At 60.2% G+C, this 13,713-nt stretch carries 14 protein-coding genes; 11 read left to right on the top strand and 3 right to left on the bottom strand.

Features of this window, described 5'->3' with window-relative positions:
- Nucleotides 1-41: 41 nt before the first annotated feature.
- The 7 genes from ATH90_RS22560 to ATH90_RS22590 all read left to right on the top strand — a co-directional run bounded on the left by ATH90_RS22560 (nucleotide 42) and on the right by ATH90_RS22590 (nucleotide 7,608).
- Nucleotides 42-443: an ACT domain-containing protein gene (locus ATH90_RS22560; RefSeq protein ID WP_098467290.1), complete on the top strand. Its 402-nt coding sequence runs from the start codon at nucleotides 42-44 to the stop codon at nucleotides 441-443.
- A gap of 4 nt (nucleotides 444-447) precedes the next feature.
- The gene (locus ATH90_RS22565; protein WP_034109031.1) at nucleotides 448-1,047 is read left to right on the top strand and encodes a LysE/ArgO family amino acid transporter; all 600 of its coding nucleotides are present in this window, start codon (nucleotides 448-450) and stop codon (nucleotides 1,045-1,047) included.
- A 178-nt stretch (nucleotides 1,048-1,225) separates the two neighbouring features.
- Nucleotides 1,226-1,822 (top strand): superoxide dismutase, encoded by a 597-nt coding sequence (locus tag ATH90_RS22570; protein ID WP_003212997.1) that lies wholly within the window; start codon nucleotides 1,226-1,228, stop codon nucleotides 1,820-1,822.
- Between the two features lie 128 nt (nucleotides 1,823-1,950).
- Nucleotides 1,951-2,172 (top strand): hypothetical protein, encoded by a 222-nt coding sequence (locus ATH90_RS22575; protein ID WP_069078143.1) that lies wholly within the window; start codon nucleotides 1,951-1,953, stop codon nucleotides 2,170-2,172.
- Nucleotides 2,173-2,381: 209 nt separating this feature from the next.
- Nucleotides 2,382-4,433 carry a putative bifunctional diguanylate cyclase/phosphodiesterase gene (locus ATH90_RS22580; RefSeq protein ID WP_034109033.1) on the top strand — a complete coding sequence of 684 codons (2,052 nt, stop codon included), beginning with the start codon at nucleotides 2,382-2,384 and terminating at the stop codon, nucleotides 4,431-4,433.
- Nucleotides 4,434-4,560: 127 nt separating this feature from the next.
- The gene (locus ATH90_RS22585) at nucleotides 4,561-5,904 is read left to right on the top strand and encodes an imelysin family protein (protein WP_098467291.1); all 1,344 of its coding nucleotides are present in this window, start codon (nucleotides 4,561-4,563) and stop codon (nucleotides 5,902-5,904) included.
- A gap of 249 nt (nucleotides 5,905-6,153) precedes the next feature.
- Entirely contained in the window at nucleotides 6,154-7,608 is a 1,455-nt protein-coding gene (locus tag ATH90_RS22590; RefSeq protein ID WP_098467292.1) for a TrkH family potassium uptake protein, read from the top strand.
- Here the strand turns inward: ATH90_RS22590 and ATH90_RS22595 are convergent.
- Nucleotides 7,565-8,623 carry an AraC family transcriptional regulator gene (locus ATH90_RS22595; protein ID WP_069078145.1) on the bottom strand — a complete coding sequence of 353 codons (1,059 nt, stop codon included), beginning with the start codon at nucleotides 8,621-8,623 and terminating at the stop codon, nucleotides 7,565-7,567. The two genes, ATH90_RS22590 and ATH90_RS22595, sit on opposite strands and share 44 nt — an antisense overlap.
- 160 nt (nucleotides 8,624-8,783) lie before the next feature.
- Here ATH90_RS22595 and ATH90_RS22600 point away from each other — a divergent pair, with 160 nt between their 5' ends.
- From ATH90_RS22600 to ATH90_RS22610, 3 genes are all read left to right on the top strand, one after another.
- Nucleotides 8,784-9,095, top strand: coding sequence for an Mpo1-like protein (locus ATH90_RS22600; RefSeq protein WP_069078146.1), 312 nt, complete (start codon nucleotides 8,784-8,786; stop codon nucleotides 9,093-9,095).
- A 350-nt stretch (nucleotides 9,096-9,445) separates the two neighbouring features.
- Nucleotides 9,446-9,628 (top strand): hypothetical protein, encoded by a 183-nt coding sequence (locus ATH90_RS22605; protein WP_034109039.1) that lies wholly within the window; start codon nucleotides 9,446-9,448, stop codon nucleotides 9,626-9,628.
- A 104-nt stretch (nucleotides 9,629-9,732) separates the two neighbouring features.
- On the top strand, nucleotides 9,733-10,929 hold the full coding sequence (locus ATH90_RS22610) for an MFS transporter (protein ID WP_098467293.1): 1,197 nt from the start codon (nucleotides 9,733-9,735) through the stop codon (nucleotides 10,927-10,929).
- Here ATH90_RS22610 and arfB read toward each other — a convergent pair.
- Entirely contained in the window at nucleotides 10,926-11,339 is a 414-nt protein-coding gene (arfB, locus tag ATH90_RS22615; RefSeq protein ID WP_034109044.1) for an alternative ribosome rescue aminoacyl-tRNA hydrolase ArfB, read from the bottom strand. The two genes, ATH90_RS22610 and arfB, sit on opposite strands and share 4 nt — an antisense overlap.
- A 111-nt stretch (nucleotides 11,340-11,450) precedes the next feature.
- Nucleotides 11,451-12,872 (bottom strand): amino acid permease, encoded by a 1,422-nt coding sequence (locus ATH90_RS22620; protein WP_034109047.1) that lies wholly within the window; start codon nucleotides 12,870-12,872, stop codon nucleotides 11,451-11,453.
- Nucleotides 12,873-13,510: 638 nt separating this feature from the next.
- On the opposite strand from ATH90_RS22620, the gene ATH90_RS29430 reads away from it, so the two are divergent.
- Nucleotides 13,511-13,648: a hypothetical protein gene (locus tag ATH90_RS29430; protein WP_003175756.1), complete on the top strand. Its 138-nt coding sequence runs from the start codon at nucleotides 13,511-13,513 to the stop codon at nucleotides 13,646-13,648.
- Nucleotides 13,649-13,713 lie beyond the last annotated feature (65 nt).

Consider the following 13,713-nt stretch of genomic DNA (forward strand, 5'->3'; position numbering starts at 1 on the left):
AGAATAGCCAGCATCGCGTCTCTTTATATAAGGAACTTCCCATGGCTGGCGAAACCGCTCTGGCATCCCTGCTGCGCAGCATGAGCCCCCACCTCAATGAGGGTGACTACGTGTTCTGCACCCTGCCCGATCATCGTATCCCTGCCGGGTGCGAAGTGATCGGCAGCTTCCGCGAGCAGGAAGGCCTGACCGTGATTCTCGAACGCCAGCAGGCGCAACAGGCCGGGCTGGCCTTTGACTACGTCGCCGCGTGGATCACCTTGAATGTGCACTCGGCGCTCGAAGCCGTGGGCCTGACCGCCGCCTTCGCCAGCGCGCTGGGCCAGGCCGGCATCAGTTGCAACGTGATTGCCGGCTATTACCACGATCACCTGTTCGTCGGCCGTGCCGATGCCGGACGCGCCATGCAGGTGTTGCAACAACTGGCGGCGAACGCGGAGTAACCCTATGTGGCAGAGTTATGTGAACGGGCTGTTGGTAGCCCTCGGCCTGATCATGGCCATCGGGAGCCAGAATGCCTTTGTACTGGCGCAAAGCCTGCGCCGTGAACATCATCTGCCCGTGGCGGCGCTGTGCGTGGTGTGCGATGCACTGTTGGTGGCTGCGGGAGTGTTCGGCCTGGCGACGGTGCTCGCGCAAAGCCCGGTGCTGCTGGCGGTTGCACGCTGGGGCGGGGCGGCTTTCCTGATCTGGTACGGGACGTGTGCGCTACGCCGGGCCTGTTCGAAACAGAGCCTGGACCAGGCTGACAACCTCAAGGTGCGTTCACTGCGCGCGGTGCTGTTGAGTGCCTTGGCCGTCACCTTGCTCAACCCTCACGTGTACCTGGACACCGTGTTGCTGATTGGCTCACTCGGTGCCCAGCAAACCGAGCCAGGCGCCTATGTGGCCGGTGCCGCCAGCGCATCGCTGCTGTGGTTCGCCACCCTGGCGCTCGGCGCGGCGTGGCTGGCACCCTGGCTGGCGCGCCCGGCTACCTGGCGCCTTCTGGACCTGTTGGTGGCCGTGATGATGTTCAGCGTGGCCTATCAATTGATCAGCGCCTGACGAATATTCCAAAACGCTCTGGAACCTCTATCCCACACAGTTGTTGCGTGGTTTTGCCGCAACCCCGGTGCTATGATCCGGACCCTGCGCCGCAAAGAGTACAAACTCCCCGGCGCTTGTTTGGCCGCCCGTGATCGGCCTTGCGCTCACCGCAACTGACCTGATTAGGAGAATCATCATGGCTTTCGAATTGCCGCCGCTGCCCTACGCACACGATGCCCTGCAGCCGCACATCTCCAAGGAAACCTTGGAATATCACCACGACAAGCACCACAACACCTATGTCGTGAACCTGAACAACCTGGTGCCAGGCACCGAGTTCGAAGGCAAGACCCTGGAAGAGATCGTCAAATCCTCTTCGGGCGGCATCTTCAACAACGCCGCTCAGGTCTGGAACCACACCTTCTACTGGAACTGCCTGGCGCCAAACGCCGGCGGCCAACCCACCGGCGCGCTGGCTGAAGCCATCAACGCTGCGTTCGGTTCGTTCGACAAGTTCAAGGAAGAGTTCACCAAGACGTCCGTCGGCACCTTCGGTTCCGGTTGGGGCTGGCTGGTGAAAAAAGCCGACGGTTCCCTGGCCCTGGCCAGCACCATCGGCGCCGGCAACCCGCTGACCAGCGGCGACACTCCGCTGCTGACCTGCGACGTATGGGAACACGCCTACTACATCGACTACCGCAACGTGCGTCCAAAGTATGTGGAAGCGTTCTGGAACCTGGTCAACTGGAAGTTCGTGGCTGAGCAGTTCGAAGGCAAGACCTTCACTGCCTAAGCACGGCTTGCAGTAAAAAAGAGCCCGGCGAATGCCGGGCTTTTTTGTCGGTGGTGGAACCGAGCAGCGTGAAGCTACCACCCAGATAAGGAGAGGAATTCGCCCCTCACCCTGTCGGAGAAATAACCATGTCTATTGGAGCACTCGCAGCACTGCCCATCATTGGCGACCTCGCCAAAGTCGCCGGAGAGATCACCAAAGCGATCACCCCGCTCATCCAGCCCTTCGCCGATGCCGCTGCGAAGAAGCTATTTGCCGCAGACACCACCGCTCAGAACGATCAGAAGAAAATAGAGTTCGCCAAGACCGTCGATACAAAGATTTCCTACGCGTTTTCCAAGTCAGCGTAACCGTCCGCCCCTGATGCAACCTGAGGACCTGTTGCGTTTATCAGGCAGGCGGACACAAATCCGCCTTGCCGCGCGCGCCCTGCCCCTCGCAAACCGCCCCTGTCCGTGCCAAACCCGCCGTTGCCCCAATGTTCCTTTGACTGCCATGCCCAGATTGCCAATACTCATGGCATATTGAAGGCCACCCGCATGAGACAAGGAATGCCCCTTTGAAGCTGGAACTCAAGAACAGCTTGTCGGTGAAGTTGCTACGGGTTGTGCTGCTGTCGGCGTTGATCGTGGGCGTGGCGCTGAGCGTGGCGCAGATCGTCTTCGATGCCTACAAGACGCGCCAGGCCGTGGCCGGCGATGCCCAGCGCATCCTCGACATGTTTCGCGACCCTTCGACGCAGGCCGTCTACAGCCTGGACCGCGAAATGGGCATGCAAGTCATTGAGGGTCTGTTCCAGGATGACGCCGTACGCATGGCGTCCATCGGCCATCCCAATGAAACCATGCTGGCCGAGAAGAGCCGCGCCTTGCAGCAGGCGCCCAGCCGCTGGTTGACCGACCTGATTCTTGGCCAGGAACGTACCTTCACTACGCCCCTGGTCGGCAAAGGCCCCTACAGCGAGTACTACGGTGACCTGAGTATCACCCTCGACACCGCCACGTATGGCCAGGGTTTTATCGTCAATTCGGTGATCATCTTTATTTCCGGGGTGCTGCGGGCCTTGGCCATGGGCCTGGTGCTGTACCTGGTCTATCACTGGCTGCTGACCAAGCCGCTGTCGCGGATTATCGAGCACCTGACCTCGATCAACCCCGACCGGCCCAGCGAACACAAGATCCCCCAGCTCAAGGGGCACGAGCGCAATGAATTGGGGCTGTGGATCAATACCGCCAACCAATTGCTCGAATCCATCGAGCGTAATACCCACCTGCGCCATGAAGCCGAAAGCAGCCTGTTGCGCATGGCCCAGTATGACTTCCTGACCGGCCTGCCGAACCGCCAGAAACTGCAGGAGCAACTGGACAAGATCCTCATCGACGCAGGTCGCCGGCAACGGCGCGTGGCGGTGTTGTGCGTGGGGCTGGATGACTTCAAGAGCGTCAACGAGCAGTTCACCTACCAGGCCGGCGACAAATTGCTGCTGGCCCTGGCTGATCGCCTGCGGGCCCACAGTGGCCGCCTCGGCGCCCTGGCCCGATTGGGTGGCGACCAGTTCGCCCTGGTACAAGCCGATATCGACCAGCCCTACGAGGCTGCCGAGCTGGCACAAAGCATCCTTGACGACCTGGAAGCAGAGTTTGCCCTCGACCATGAAGGCATCCGCCTGCGCGCCACCATCGGCATCACCTTGTTCCCGGAAGACGGCGACAGCACCGAAAAGCTCCTGCAGAAAGCCGAACAGACCATGACCCTGGCCAAGACCCGTTCGCGCAACCGCTATCAGTTCTATATCGCCAGCGTCGACAGCGAAATGCGCCGGCGCCGAGAACTGGAAAAAGACCTGCGCGAGGCCCTCAGCCGCGACCAGTTCCACTTGGTGTACCAGCCGCAGATCAGCTACCGCGACAATCGCGTGGTCGGCGTGGAAGCCCTGATCCGCTGGCAGCATCCTGAACACGGCCTGGTGCCACCCGACTTGTTCATCCCCCTGGCGGAACAGAACGGGACGATTATCTCGATTGGCGAATGGGTACTGGACCAGGCTTGCAGGCAGTTACGCGAATGGCATGACCTGGGTTTCACCAGCCTGCGCATGGCGGTCAACCTGTCCACCGTGCAATTGCACCACACCGAGTTGCCGCGGGTGGTCAACAACCTGATGCAGATCTACCGCCTGCCGCCGCGCAGCCTGGAACTGGAAGTCACCGAAACCGGCCTGATGGAAGACATCAGCACCGCTGCCCAGCACCTGTTGAGCCTGCGCCGTTCCGGAGCGTTGATTGCCATTGATGACTTCGGCACCGGTTATTCATCCCTCAGTTACCTGAAAAGCCTGCCCCTGGACAAGATCAAGATCGACAAGAGCTTCGTTCAGGACCTGTTGGATGATGATGACGATGCCACCATCGTGCGAGCGATCATCCAACTGGGCAAAAGCCTGGGCATGCAGGTGATCGCCGAAGGCGTGGAGACCGCCGAGCAAGAGGCGTACATCATCTCCGAAGGCTGCCATGAAGGTCAGGGTTACCACTACAGCAAACCCTTGCCCGCGCGGGAGCTGGCGGCTTTCTTGAAGCAGGCGGAGCGCAATAACGCGGCGATTCTCTGACCCGTCAAAACGATACTGAATATTTCCCGCTTTAAACTCTTTACACAAAATGCAAATCTTTCGCATTATGTCGCAGTTTTTGCGCTCCCCCGCGCGCCCTATCAACAACCGAAGCAGGATGTTCGCCATGATTCGTATGCCCCTGGCCACCGCCAGTCTGCTGGCCATTGCCATTTCTCTCGCCGGTTGCGGTGAAGGTAAAGACAAGGCCGCAGCGCCCCAGGCGCCGACCCCGGCTGCCAGCACTACCGCTCCAGCGGCTGCCACGCCTGCCGGCAAGGTCGACGAAGCGGCCGCCAAGGCCGTGGTCGCGCATTACGCTGATATGGTGTTCGCGGTGTACAGCGATGCCGAGTCCACTGCAAAAAAACTGCAAACCGCGGTCGATGCGTTCCTGGCCAAGCCGAACGCCGACACCCTGAAAGCCGCGCGTGATGCCTGGATCGCCTCGCGCGTTCCGTACCTGCAGAGCGAAGTGTTCCGCTTCGGCAACACCATCATCGACGACTGGGAAGGCCAGGTGAACGCATGGCCGCTGGACGAAGGCCTGATCGACTATGTCGACAAGTCCTACGAACACGCCCTGGGTAACCCGGGCGCCACTGCCAACATCATCGCCAACACCGAGATCCAGGTCGGCGAAGACAAGATCGACGTGAAGGACATCACCCCGGAAAAACTCGCCAGCCTCAATGAGCTGGGCGGTTCCGAGGCCAACGTTGCCACCGGCTACCACGCCATCGAATTCCTGCTGTGGGGCCAAGACCTCAACGGCACAGGCCCAGGTGCCGGCAACCGTCCTGCGTCAGACTACCTGACCGGCGACGGCGCCACGGGCGGCCACAACGAGCGTCGTCGTGCCTACCTGAGCGCCGTGACCCAACTGCTGGTCAGTGACCTTGAAGAAATGGTCGGCAACTGGAAACCCAACGTCGAAGACAACTACCGCGCCACCCTGGAGGCAGAGCCTGCCACCGACGGCCTGCGCAAAATGTTGTTCGGCATGGGCAGCCTGTCCCTCGGCGAGCTGGCCGGTGAGCGTATGAAGGTTTCCCTGGAAGCCAACTCGCCGGAAGACGAACACGACTGCTTCAGCGATAACACCCACAACTCGCAGTTCTACGACGCCAAGGGCATCCGCAACGTCTACTTGGGCGAGTACACCCGCGTTGATGGCACCAAGCTGACCGGCGCCAGCCTGTCGTCCCTGGTGGCCAAGGCCGACCCCGCTGCCGACAGCGTCTTGAAGGCAGACTTGGCAGCGACCGAAGCGAAGATCCAGGTCATGGTTGACCACGCCAACAAGGGTGAGCACTACGACCAACTGATCGCCGCCGGTAACGACGCAGGCAACCAGATCGTGCGCGATGCTATCGCTTCACTGGTCAAGCAGACCGGTTCGATCGAAGCGGCTGCGGGCAAGCTGGGTATCAGCGACCTGAACCCGGATAACGCTGAGCACGAATTCTGATCAGTACGCTGTTGAAAAAGGCGACCTTCGGGTCGCCTTTTTTTGTGCCGCCTATCTGGCCATCTCTATCCCCTGTGGGTGCTGGCTTGCCTGCGATAGCGGAGGGTCAGTGATACCGGCTCCAACGGATACACCGCTATCGCAGGCAAGCCAGTTCCACCTTTGTACCCTGTCGCCTCGGACGGCCCGGTTTACAACACCTGCACCGCAGGTAGAATGGCGCCACCCCTCAACACCCGAGCTCACTTCATGGCGTTGCCGACCCTACGCATCATCGGTTTCATCATCGGCATCTTCCTGATCACCCTCGCAATCGCCATGGTCGTGCCCATGGCGACCCTGGTGATCTTCGACCGCACCAGTGACCTGCCCTCCTTCCTATGGGCCAGCATGATCACCTTCCTCGCGGGCCTGGCGCTGGTGATCCCTGGCCGCCCCGAGCACGTGCACCTGCGCCCGCGGGACATGTACCTGCTGACCGTCAGCAGCTGGGTAGTGGTGTGCATCTTCGCCGCGCTACCGTTCCTGTTGACCCAGCACATCAGCTACACCGACTCGTTCTTCGAAAGCATGTCAGGCATCACCGCCACCGGCTCCACCGTGTTGAGCGGCCTGGACACCATGTCGCCAGGCATCCTGATGTGGCGCTCGCTGCTGCACTGGCTCGGCGGCATCGGCTTTATCGGCATGGCCGTGGCGATCCTGCCGTTGCTGCGCATCGGTGGCATGCGCCTGTTCCAGACGGAATCCTCGGACCGCTCGGAAAAGGTCATGCCCCGCTCACACATGGTGGCGCGGCTGATCGTGGCGGCATATGTGGGCATCACTATCATCGGCAGCCTGGCGTTCTGGTGGGCGGGCATGGGCCTGTTCGATGCAATCAACCATGCGATGTCGGCGATTTCCACGGGAGGGTTCTCCACCTCCGATGAATCCCTGGCGCACTGGAAACAACCCGCCGTGCACTGGGTGGCCGTGGTGGTGATGATCCTCGGCAGCTTGCCGTTCACCCTGTATGTGGCCACTTTGCGCGGCAACCGCAAGGCACTGATCAAGGATCAGCAAGTACAGGGTTTGCTCGGGTTGCTGCTGGTGACCTGGCTGGTACTCGGCACGTGGTACTGGTGGACCACCAACCTGCATTGGCTGGACGCCCTGCGGCATGTGGCGCTGAACGTGACGTCGGTGGTCACTACCACGGGTTTCGCGCTGGGGGACTACAGTCTGTGGGGCAACTTCTCACTGATGCTGTTCTTCTACCTGGGCTTTATCGGTGGCTGCTCGGGTTCTACGGCAGGCGGCATCAAGATCTTCCGCTTCCAGGTCGCCTATATCCTGCTCAAGGCCAACTTGAACCAGCTGATTCACCCACGCGCGGTGATCAAGCAGAAGTACAACGGCCACCGTCTCGACGAAGAGATCGTGCGTTCGATCCTGACCTTTTCGTTTTTCTTCGCCATCACCATTTGCGCCATCGCCCTGGCCTTGTCGCTGCTGGGCCTGGACTGGATGACCGCCCTGACCGGCGCCGCGAGTACCGTGTCCGGCGTAGGTCCCGGGCTGGGGGAAACCATTGGCCCGGCGGGCAACTTCGCCAGCCTGCCGGACGCAGCAAAATGGATCTTGTCGCTCGGCATGCTGCTGGGCAGGCTGGAGATCATTACAGTCTTTGTTCTGTGCATCCCTGCATTTTGGCGTCACTGACCGTCGACGCTTCCAGCAACCGCGCCCGGTATTCACCGGGCGTGGCATCGAACCAGCGACGAAATGCGCGGAAGAAGTTGCTCGGGTCGGCAAAGCCCAACAGGTAGGCAATTTCCAGCAAGGTCATGCTCGGCTGCGCCAGGTACTGCTCGGCCAGTTCACGACGGGTGTCGTCGAGCAAGGTCTGGAAGCTGGTGCCCTCTTCCTGCAGCCGCCGTTGCAAGGTGCGCTGGGACAGGTGCAACGTCTGGGCCACCACTTCACGCTTGGGCTCACCCTGGGGCAATAGGCGGCACAACACCTGTCGCGCCTTGTGGGTCACGCGGCTTTCCGAAAAACGCGCCAGGTATTCGCCGGCAAATCGATCATGCAGCAGTGCCATGGCCTCGTTCGCCGTGGGCAACGGCGCGTCCATGTCGGCCCGTTCAAAAATCAGCGCGTCATAGGGCGCGTTGAATTCCAGCGGCGCGTGGAAGGCTTGTTTGTAAGGGGCCAGGTCTGCCGGTTGGTCACCTTGCAACACCACCTTGCGCGGCTGCAGGGTTCGACCGGTCAGCCAGCCGCAGAGGGCCAGGGCACTGGCCAACGACGCTTCGGCACTTTGGCGCGTGGGGGGTAGATGATCACCGTGCACCGTCAGAATCAGCGCGTAACCTTCGGGGACCAGTCGGAAACTCAGGTCGGCACTTTCGGCAATGATCCGCTGGTAGCGCACCAGGCGCATGAAACCTTCAGCCAGCGTGTTGCTGGACATCAGCGCATAACCGGCCACATGAAACGACGCGGGGCGCACCACCTTGCCCATGTTCAAGCCAATTGCCGGGTTGCCGGACACCTCGACCGCCCGTTGCCACAATCGCGTCATGGCGTCTTGCGGGAACCGCGCATCGGGGTCATCCAGGGCGGCATAGTCCAGGCCGAGCTGCTTGAACAAGGCGCGGCAATCCAGGCCGTCCATTTCCAATGCCTTGACTATCCCCATCGCCCAGCTTGCAGAAGTTGTTCGTTCGCTCATGGCGTCTTCTTATAAAAGCAGGCTCAAATGGCAGCCAGGAAGCCAAGGATACTAAAGTGGCATCTATTGTCACTGGCTGTTACCACTGATCACTCTAGACTCAAATAAGCTCCCCGCCGAACATCTGTTAGGCGGCATAACAATCAAAGGGCCGTTCACCGTGGAAAACGTCAAGCGATTCAATAGCTTTGCTGAGTTCTACCCCTATTATTTGGCCGAGCACGCCAACAGCACGTGCCGTCGCCTGCATTTTATCGGCACCACACTGGTCATCGGCATCCTGGCCTATGCCATCGGCAAAGGTTCGCTGGGCTTGCTGATTGCCTTGCCGATTGCCGGCTACAGCTTTGCCTGGATCGGCCACTTCTTCTTCGAAAAGAATCGCCCGGCCACCTTTCAGCACCCGTTCTACAGCCTGCTGGGGGATTTTGTGATGTATCGCGACATGATTCTGGGCAAGGTGCCTTTTTAGGACGACGACCGTTTAAACGATGAAAGTTCATACATCCGTCGACATAAAAATCTTTTTGTCATTTGCAGTGCTGTATCCTGCCAAGGCTTTTTGAGAGCGCGGAATCACCTGCGATTGAAAAAACAGACTTTGCGAGGAGCGACGACGATGCACGAGATACCTAATCTCCCCTTCCCAAGCCTGCACCCTACAGAGCAGCCAACACCGCAGCAGGCCAGCGACAAACAGCCTGAGGCCAAAGAAGCAAAACCAGTCGACAGCGAAAGCCGGGACTGACGCCGTACCAGACCGTGTGGAAAGCGCGACATTGAGCGCTTTCCACACTGCCTGAATCAATCGAGACGCCCCCCATGACCGATACACTTCCCGACAACCCGGATACCGCCGTACTCGACGCCGCCCTGCAAATGGTCGAGATCTGGAACCGCCTCAGCGCGGACAAACAAGCCGCACTGCTCAAGCGCTTCGGTACTCAGGAAAACGCCCTGGCCGCCCTGGTCACTACGCGATTACTAGCCCCGTCACAGCCCTGATGGGTGTTTGATCGACAGTTTTTTTAGTTTTAGCCGCACGCCCGGCTAAAGCGCCGGTATCATTAGCAGCCTATCTTTATCTGCTGCGACAGTGGACCTCTCCCATGCCCGATACCCAGCGCCCCATGGCGGTCACGCTGCAAGTTGTTTCCATCGTCTTGTTCACCTTCATCGGCTACCTGAATATCGGTATTCCCCTGGCCGTGTTGCCGGGCTATGTCCACAGTGAACTGGGCTACGGCGCGGTCATTGCCGGCTTGGTGATCAGCGTGCAATACCTCGCCACCCTGCTGAGTCGCCCCTATGCGGGCAAAATCATCGATAACCTGGGCAGCAAGCGCGCTGTACTCATTGGCTTGGTCGGGTGTGGCATGAGCGGTGTGTTCATGCTGCTCGCGGCGTGGTTCTCGAGCCTGCCGGCGCTGAGCCTGGGCAGCCTGCTGATCGGCCGCCTGGTGCTGGGCAGCGCTGAAAGCCTGGTGGGCTCGGGCGCCATCGGCTGGGGCATTGGCCGAGTCGGTGCGGCGAACACCGCCAAAGTCATCTCCTGGAACGGCATCGCCAGCTACGGTGCGTTGGCCATCGGCGCACCGTTGGGCGTGTTGCTGGTGAGAAACTTCGGGCTGTGGAGCATGGGCGTCAGCATCATCTTGCTGGCGATCGTCGGCGTGTTGCTGGCCTGGAACAAAGTCGCCGCCCCCATCGTCGCCGGCGTGCGCCTGCCCTTCATGAATGTACTGGGCCGGGTATTGCCCCACGGGTGCGCACTGGCCCTGGGGTCCATTGGCTTTGGCACCATCGCGACATTCATCACCCTGTATTACACCACCCAGCATTGGGACAACGCGGTGTGGGCCCTGAGCCTGTTCGGCGCCAGTTTTATCGGGGCACGCCTGCTGTTTGGCAATTTGATCAACCGCATCGGCGGTTTTCGCGTGGCGATTGCCTGCCTGTCGGTGGAGATTCTCGGCCTGCTATTGCTGTGGCTGGCACCGGACGCGAACCTGGCCCTGGCAGGCGCAGCATTGAGCGGCTTCGGTTTTTCCCTGGTGTTTCCGGCCTTGGGCGTGGAGGCCGTCAACCTGGTGCCGGCCTCCAGCCGTGGCTCGGCGGTGGGGGCTTATTCGCTGTTCATTGACCTGTCGCTGGGCATCACCGGCCCCCTCGCCGGGGCTGTGGCAGCAGGCTTCGGCTTTGCGTCGATCTTCCTGTTCGCCGCCCTCGCCGCCCTCGGTGGCCTGCTGCTGAGCGTGTACCTGTACCGCCAGGCACCCAAGGCCCGTGAAGCACGCGGCGACTAGAAGTCGACCTTGCCGCGCCCAGCCTTGATGCTGCCGCGCTTGGTCTTGGATTCGAGGCGACGTTTTTTCGAGCCCAAGGTCGGCTTGGTCGGGCGGCGCTTCTTCTCCACCTTGGTGGCGCTGAGGATCAACTCCACCAGACGCTCCAGCGCATCCGCGCGGTTTTGCTCCTGGGTCCGGTACTGCTGGGCCTTGAGCACCAGCACGCCTTCGCTGGTGATACGGCTGTCGCGCAACGCCAGCAACCGCTCCTTGTAGAAGTCGGGCAGCGACGACGCCGGGATATCAAAGCGCAGGTGCACCGCGCTCGACACCTTGTTGACGTTCTGCCCACCGGCGCCTTGGGCACGAATGGCGGTCAGCTCGATCTCGGCATCGGGCAGGTGGACGTTGTTGGAAATCACCAGCATGGGCAGCGGGATCCTCTGTGGGGGCAGCCAAGGATACGCGAATGCGCTCGCGCCCATTCCTGAAACAACAAACCCGGCGCATGGCCGGGTTTGGTTTACCTCACGCACGCCTCACTTCACGGCTGGAGCAGCCACCTCCAAGGCTCGCTGCGCACTGCGCTTGTTCTTGATGCCGTAACACACCCACATGAACGCCACCCACACCGGGATCGCGTACACCGACACTTGAATCCCCGGGATCATCAGCATGATCACCAGGATGAACACCACGAACGCCAGGCACACATAGTTGCCGTACGGGTACCACAGGGCCTTGAACAACGGCACCTGGCCGGTGCGGTTCATGTGCTGGCGGAACTTGAAGTGGGAGAAGCTGATCATCGCCCAGTTGATCACCAGCGTGGCCACGACCAGTGACATCAGCAGTTCCAGTGCGTGTTGCGGGATCAGGTAGTTCATCAGCACCGCGACCAGGGTGATTGCCGCCGAGGCAAGGATGGAGCGCACCGGTACGCCGCGTTTGTCGATCTTCGCCAGGGCTTTAGGCGCATCGCCCTGCTCGGCCATGCCCAGCAGCATGCGGCTGTTGCAGTAGGTGCCGCTGTTGTACACCGACAGCGCCGCGGTCAGGACCACGAAGTTGAGGATATGCGCGGCGGTGTTGCTGCCCAGCATCGAGAACACCTGCACGAACGGGCTGCCGCTGTAGGCGTCGCCGGAGGCGTTGAGGGTCGCCAGCAAGCTGTCCCAGGGTGTCAGCGACAGCAGTACCACGAGGGCGCCGATGTAGAAGATCAGGATGCGGTAGATCACCTGGTTGATCGCTTTCGGGATCACGGTGCGTGGCTGGTCGGCTTCGGCTGCGGTGAAACCAAGCATTTCCAGGCCGCCGAAGGAGAACATGATGATCGCCATGGCCATCACCAATCCGCCGACACCGTGGGGGAAGAAGCCACCGTGGTCCCACAGGTTGCTCACCGAGGCTTGTGGCCCGCCGCTGCCGCTGACCAGCAGGTAGCTGCCCAGGGCGATCATGCCGACAATGGCCACTACCTTGATGATCGCAAACCAGAATTCGGCCTCACCGAAGACTTTGACGTTGGCCAGGTTGATCAGGTTGATCAGCACGAAGAACGCCGCCGCCGAGACCCAGGTCGGGATCTCCGGCCACCAGTAGTGCACGTACTTGCCGACAGCCGTCAGTTCCGACATGCCCACCAGGATGTACAGGATCCAGCAATTCCAGCCCGACAGGAAGCCGGCGAACCCGCCCCAGTATTTGTGGGCAAAATGGCTGAAGGAACCGGCAACGGGCTCTTCGACGATCATTTCGCCGAGCTGGCGCATGATCATGAAGGCAATGAAGCCGCAGATGGCATAGCCCAGGATCATCGACGGGCCGGCGGACTTGAGCACCCCGGCCGAACCGAGGAACAGGCCGGTGCCAATGGCGCCACCAAGGGCGATCAACTGGATATGGCGGTTTTTCAGGCCGCGTTTCAGCTCGCCTGAAGAGGAATGGGGTCCACTCATGAAAAGGGTCTCACGCAAGGTTTGAGGATGTTGACTGCAGGTTGCTGCCTTGAATTACCGACTCAAGCAGCGCCGCTCAAACCCCAGCGCAGGCACCAGGAGTACAGCGTCTTTCTAACGGTCATGCGTCACCTGTTTGTTTTTATCTGTGACGAAATCGAACCCGTCCGGCTCGTGGCCAGGCGGAGTGATCAGGGTAGGTAAACCCTGAGGTCTTGGCCTGTTGCGTGGTTACGCAAGGGGGTCACAGTAAAACGCGGCGCATTGTACACCGCTCGCAAGCTTCGGGCCGCCCTCGAAAAGCGCGTGCGACGATCTGTCAGCTAATCCTTACAGGACAGAATCAGCCAATATTGTCGGTATCTACGCGTAAATTAATCGTTACAGCACGGAAAATTAACGTTACAGCTGTAATCTGAATAAAAATTGGCGGTAGGAAATTTCCGAAAGATTAGTCGCGCCAGTTGCCTGTATTTATTCAAGAAACATCCAGCGGCGAAAAACAGAAGAAAAAATCCAAATGAGACCGTGTCAATAAAAATTTTGCATTTTGAAACACTCTCTCCTAGGTTCTTCCCACTTGCCAGCGAAGCCCGTTGGCAAGCCGTTCTCAAACAACGTCCTCTAGGAGATACACCATGCAAGCACTGGAAAACGACCTGGAAACCGAACTGCAACTCGACGATTGGTTTGAAGCGCCGACCCATGAGGCCGCCGTTGAAATGATGCAAGCCGATGCCGTTGTGCCATTTGGCACCGCGATGTGGCCATTCTAAAAACCGGCAGGCATTCGGCAGGTGCTGTGCACGGCACCTGCCTCCTTACCCAAGGCACAGAAGGA

Source organism: Pseudomonas lurida (assembly GCF_002563895.1).
Classification (GTDB): Bacteria; Pseudomonadota; Gammaproteobacteria; order Pseudomonadales; family Pseudomonadaceae; genus Aquipseudomonas; species Aquipseudomonas lurida.

Coding starts and splice junctions, on each gene's coding strand:
- ATH90_RS22570 (WP_003212997.1), top strand. CDS start 1,226: ATGGCTTTCGAATTGCCGCCGCTGCCCTACGCACACGATGCCCTGCAG.
- ATH90_RS22575 (WP_069078143.1), top strand. CDS start 1,951: ATGTCTATTGGAGCACTCGCAGCACTGCCCATCATTGGCGACCTCGCC.
- arfB (WP_034109044.1), bottom strand. CDS start 11,339: ATGCTGGTGATTTCCAACAACGTCCACCTGCCCGATGCCGAGATCGAG.
- ATH90_RS29430 (WP_003175756.1), top strand. CDS start 13,511: ATGCAAGCACTGGAAAACGACCTGGAAACCGAACTGCAACTCGACGAT.
- ATH90_RS22565 (WP_034109031.1), top strand. CDS start 448: ATGTGGCAGAGTTATGTGAACGGGCTGTTGGTAGCCCTCGGCCTGATC.
- ATH90_RS22560 (WP_098467290.1), top strand. CDS start 42: ATGGCTGGCGAAACCGCTCTGGCATCCCTGCTGCGCAGCATGAGCCCC.
- ATH90_RS22605 (WP_034109039.1), top strand. CDS start 9,446: ATGACCGATACACTTCCCGACAACCCGGATACCGCCGTACTCGACGCC.
- ATH90_RS22620 (WP_034109047.1), bottom strand. CDS start 12,872: ATGAGTGGACCCCATTCCTCTTCAGGCGAGCTGAAACGCGGCCTGAAA.
- ATH90_RS22610 (WP_098467293.1), top strand. CDS start 9,733: ATGCCCGATACCCAGCGCCCCATGGCGGTCACGCTGCAAGTTGTTTCC.
- ATH90_RS22595 (WP_069078145.1), bottom strand. CDS start 8,623: ATGAGCGAACGAACAACTTCTGCAAGCTGGGCGATGGGGATAGTCAAG.
- ATH90_RS22590 (WP_098467292.1), top strand. CDS start 6,154: ATGGCGTTGCCGACCCTACGCATCATCGGTTTCATCATCGGCATCTTC.
- ATH90_RS22585 (WP_098467291.1), top strand. CDS start 4,561: ATGATTCGTATGCCCCTGGCCACCGCCAGTCTGCTGGCCATTGCCATT.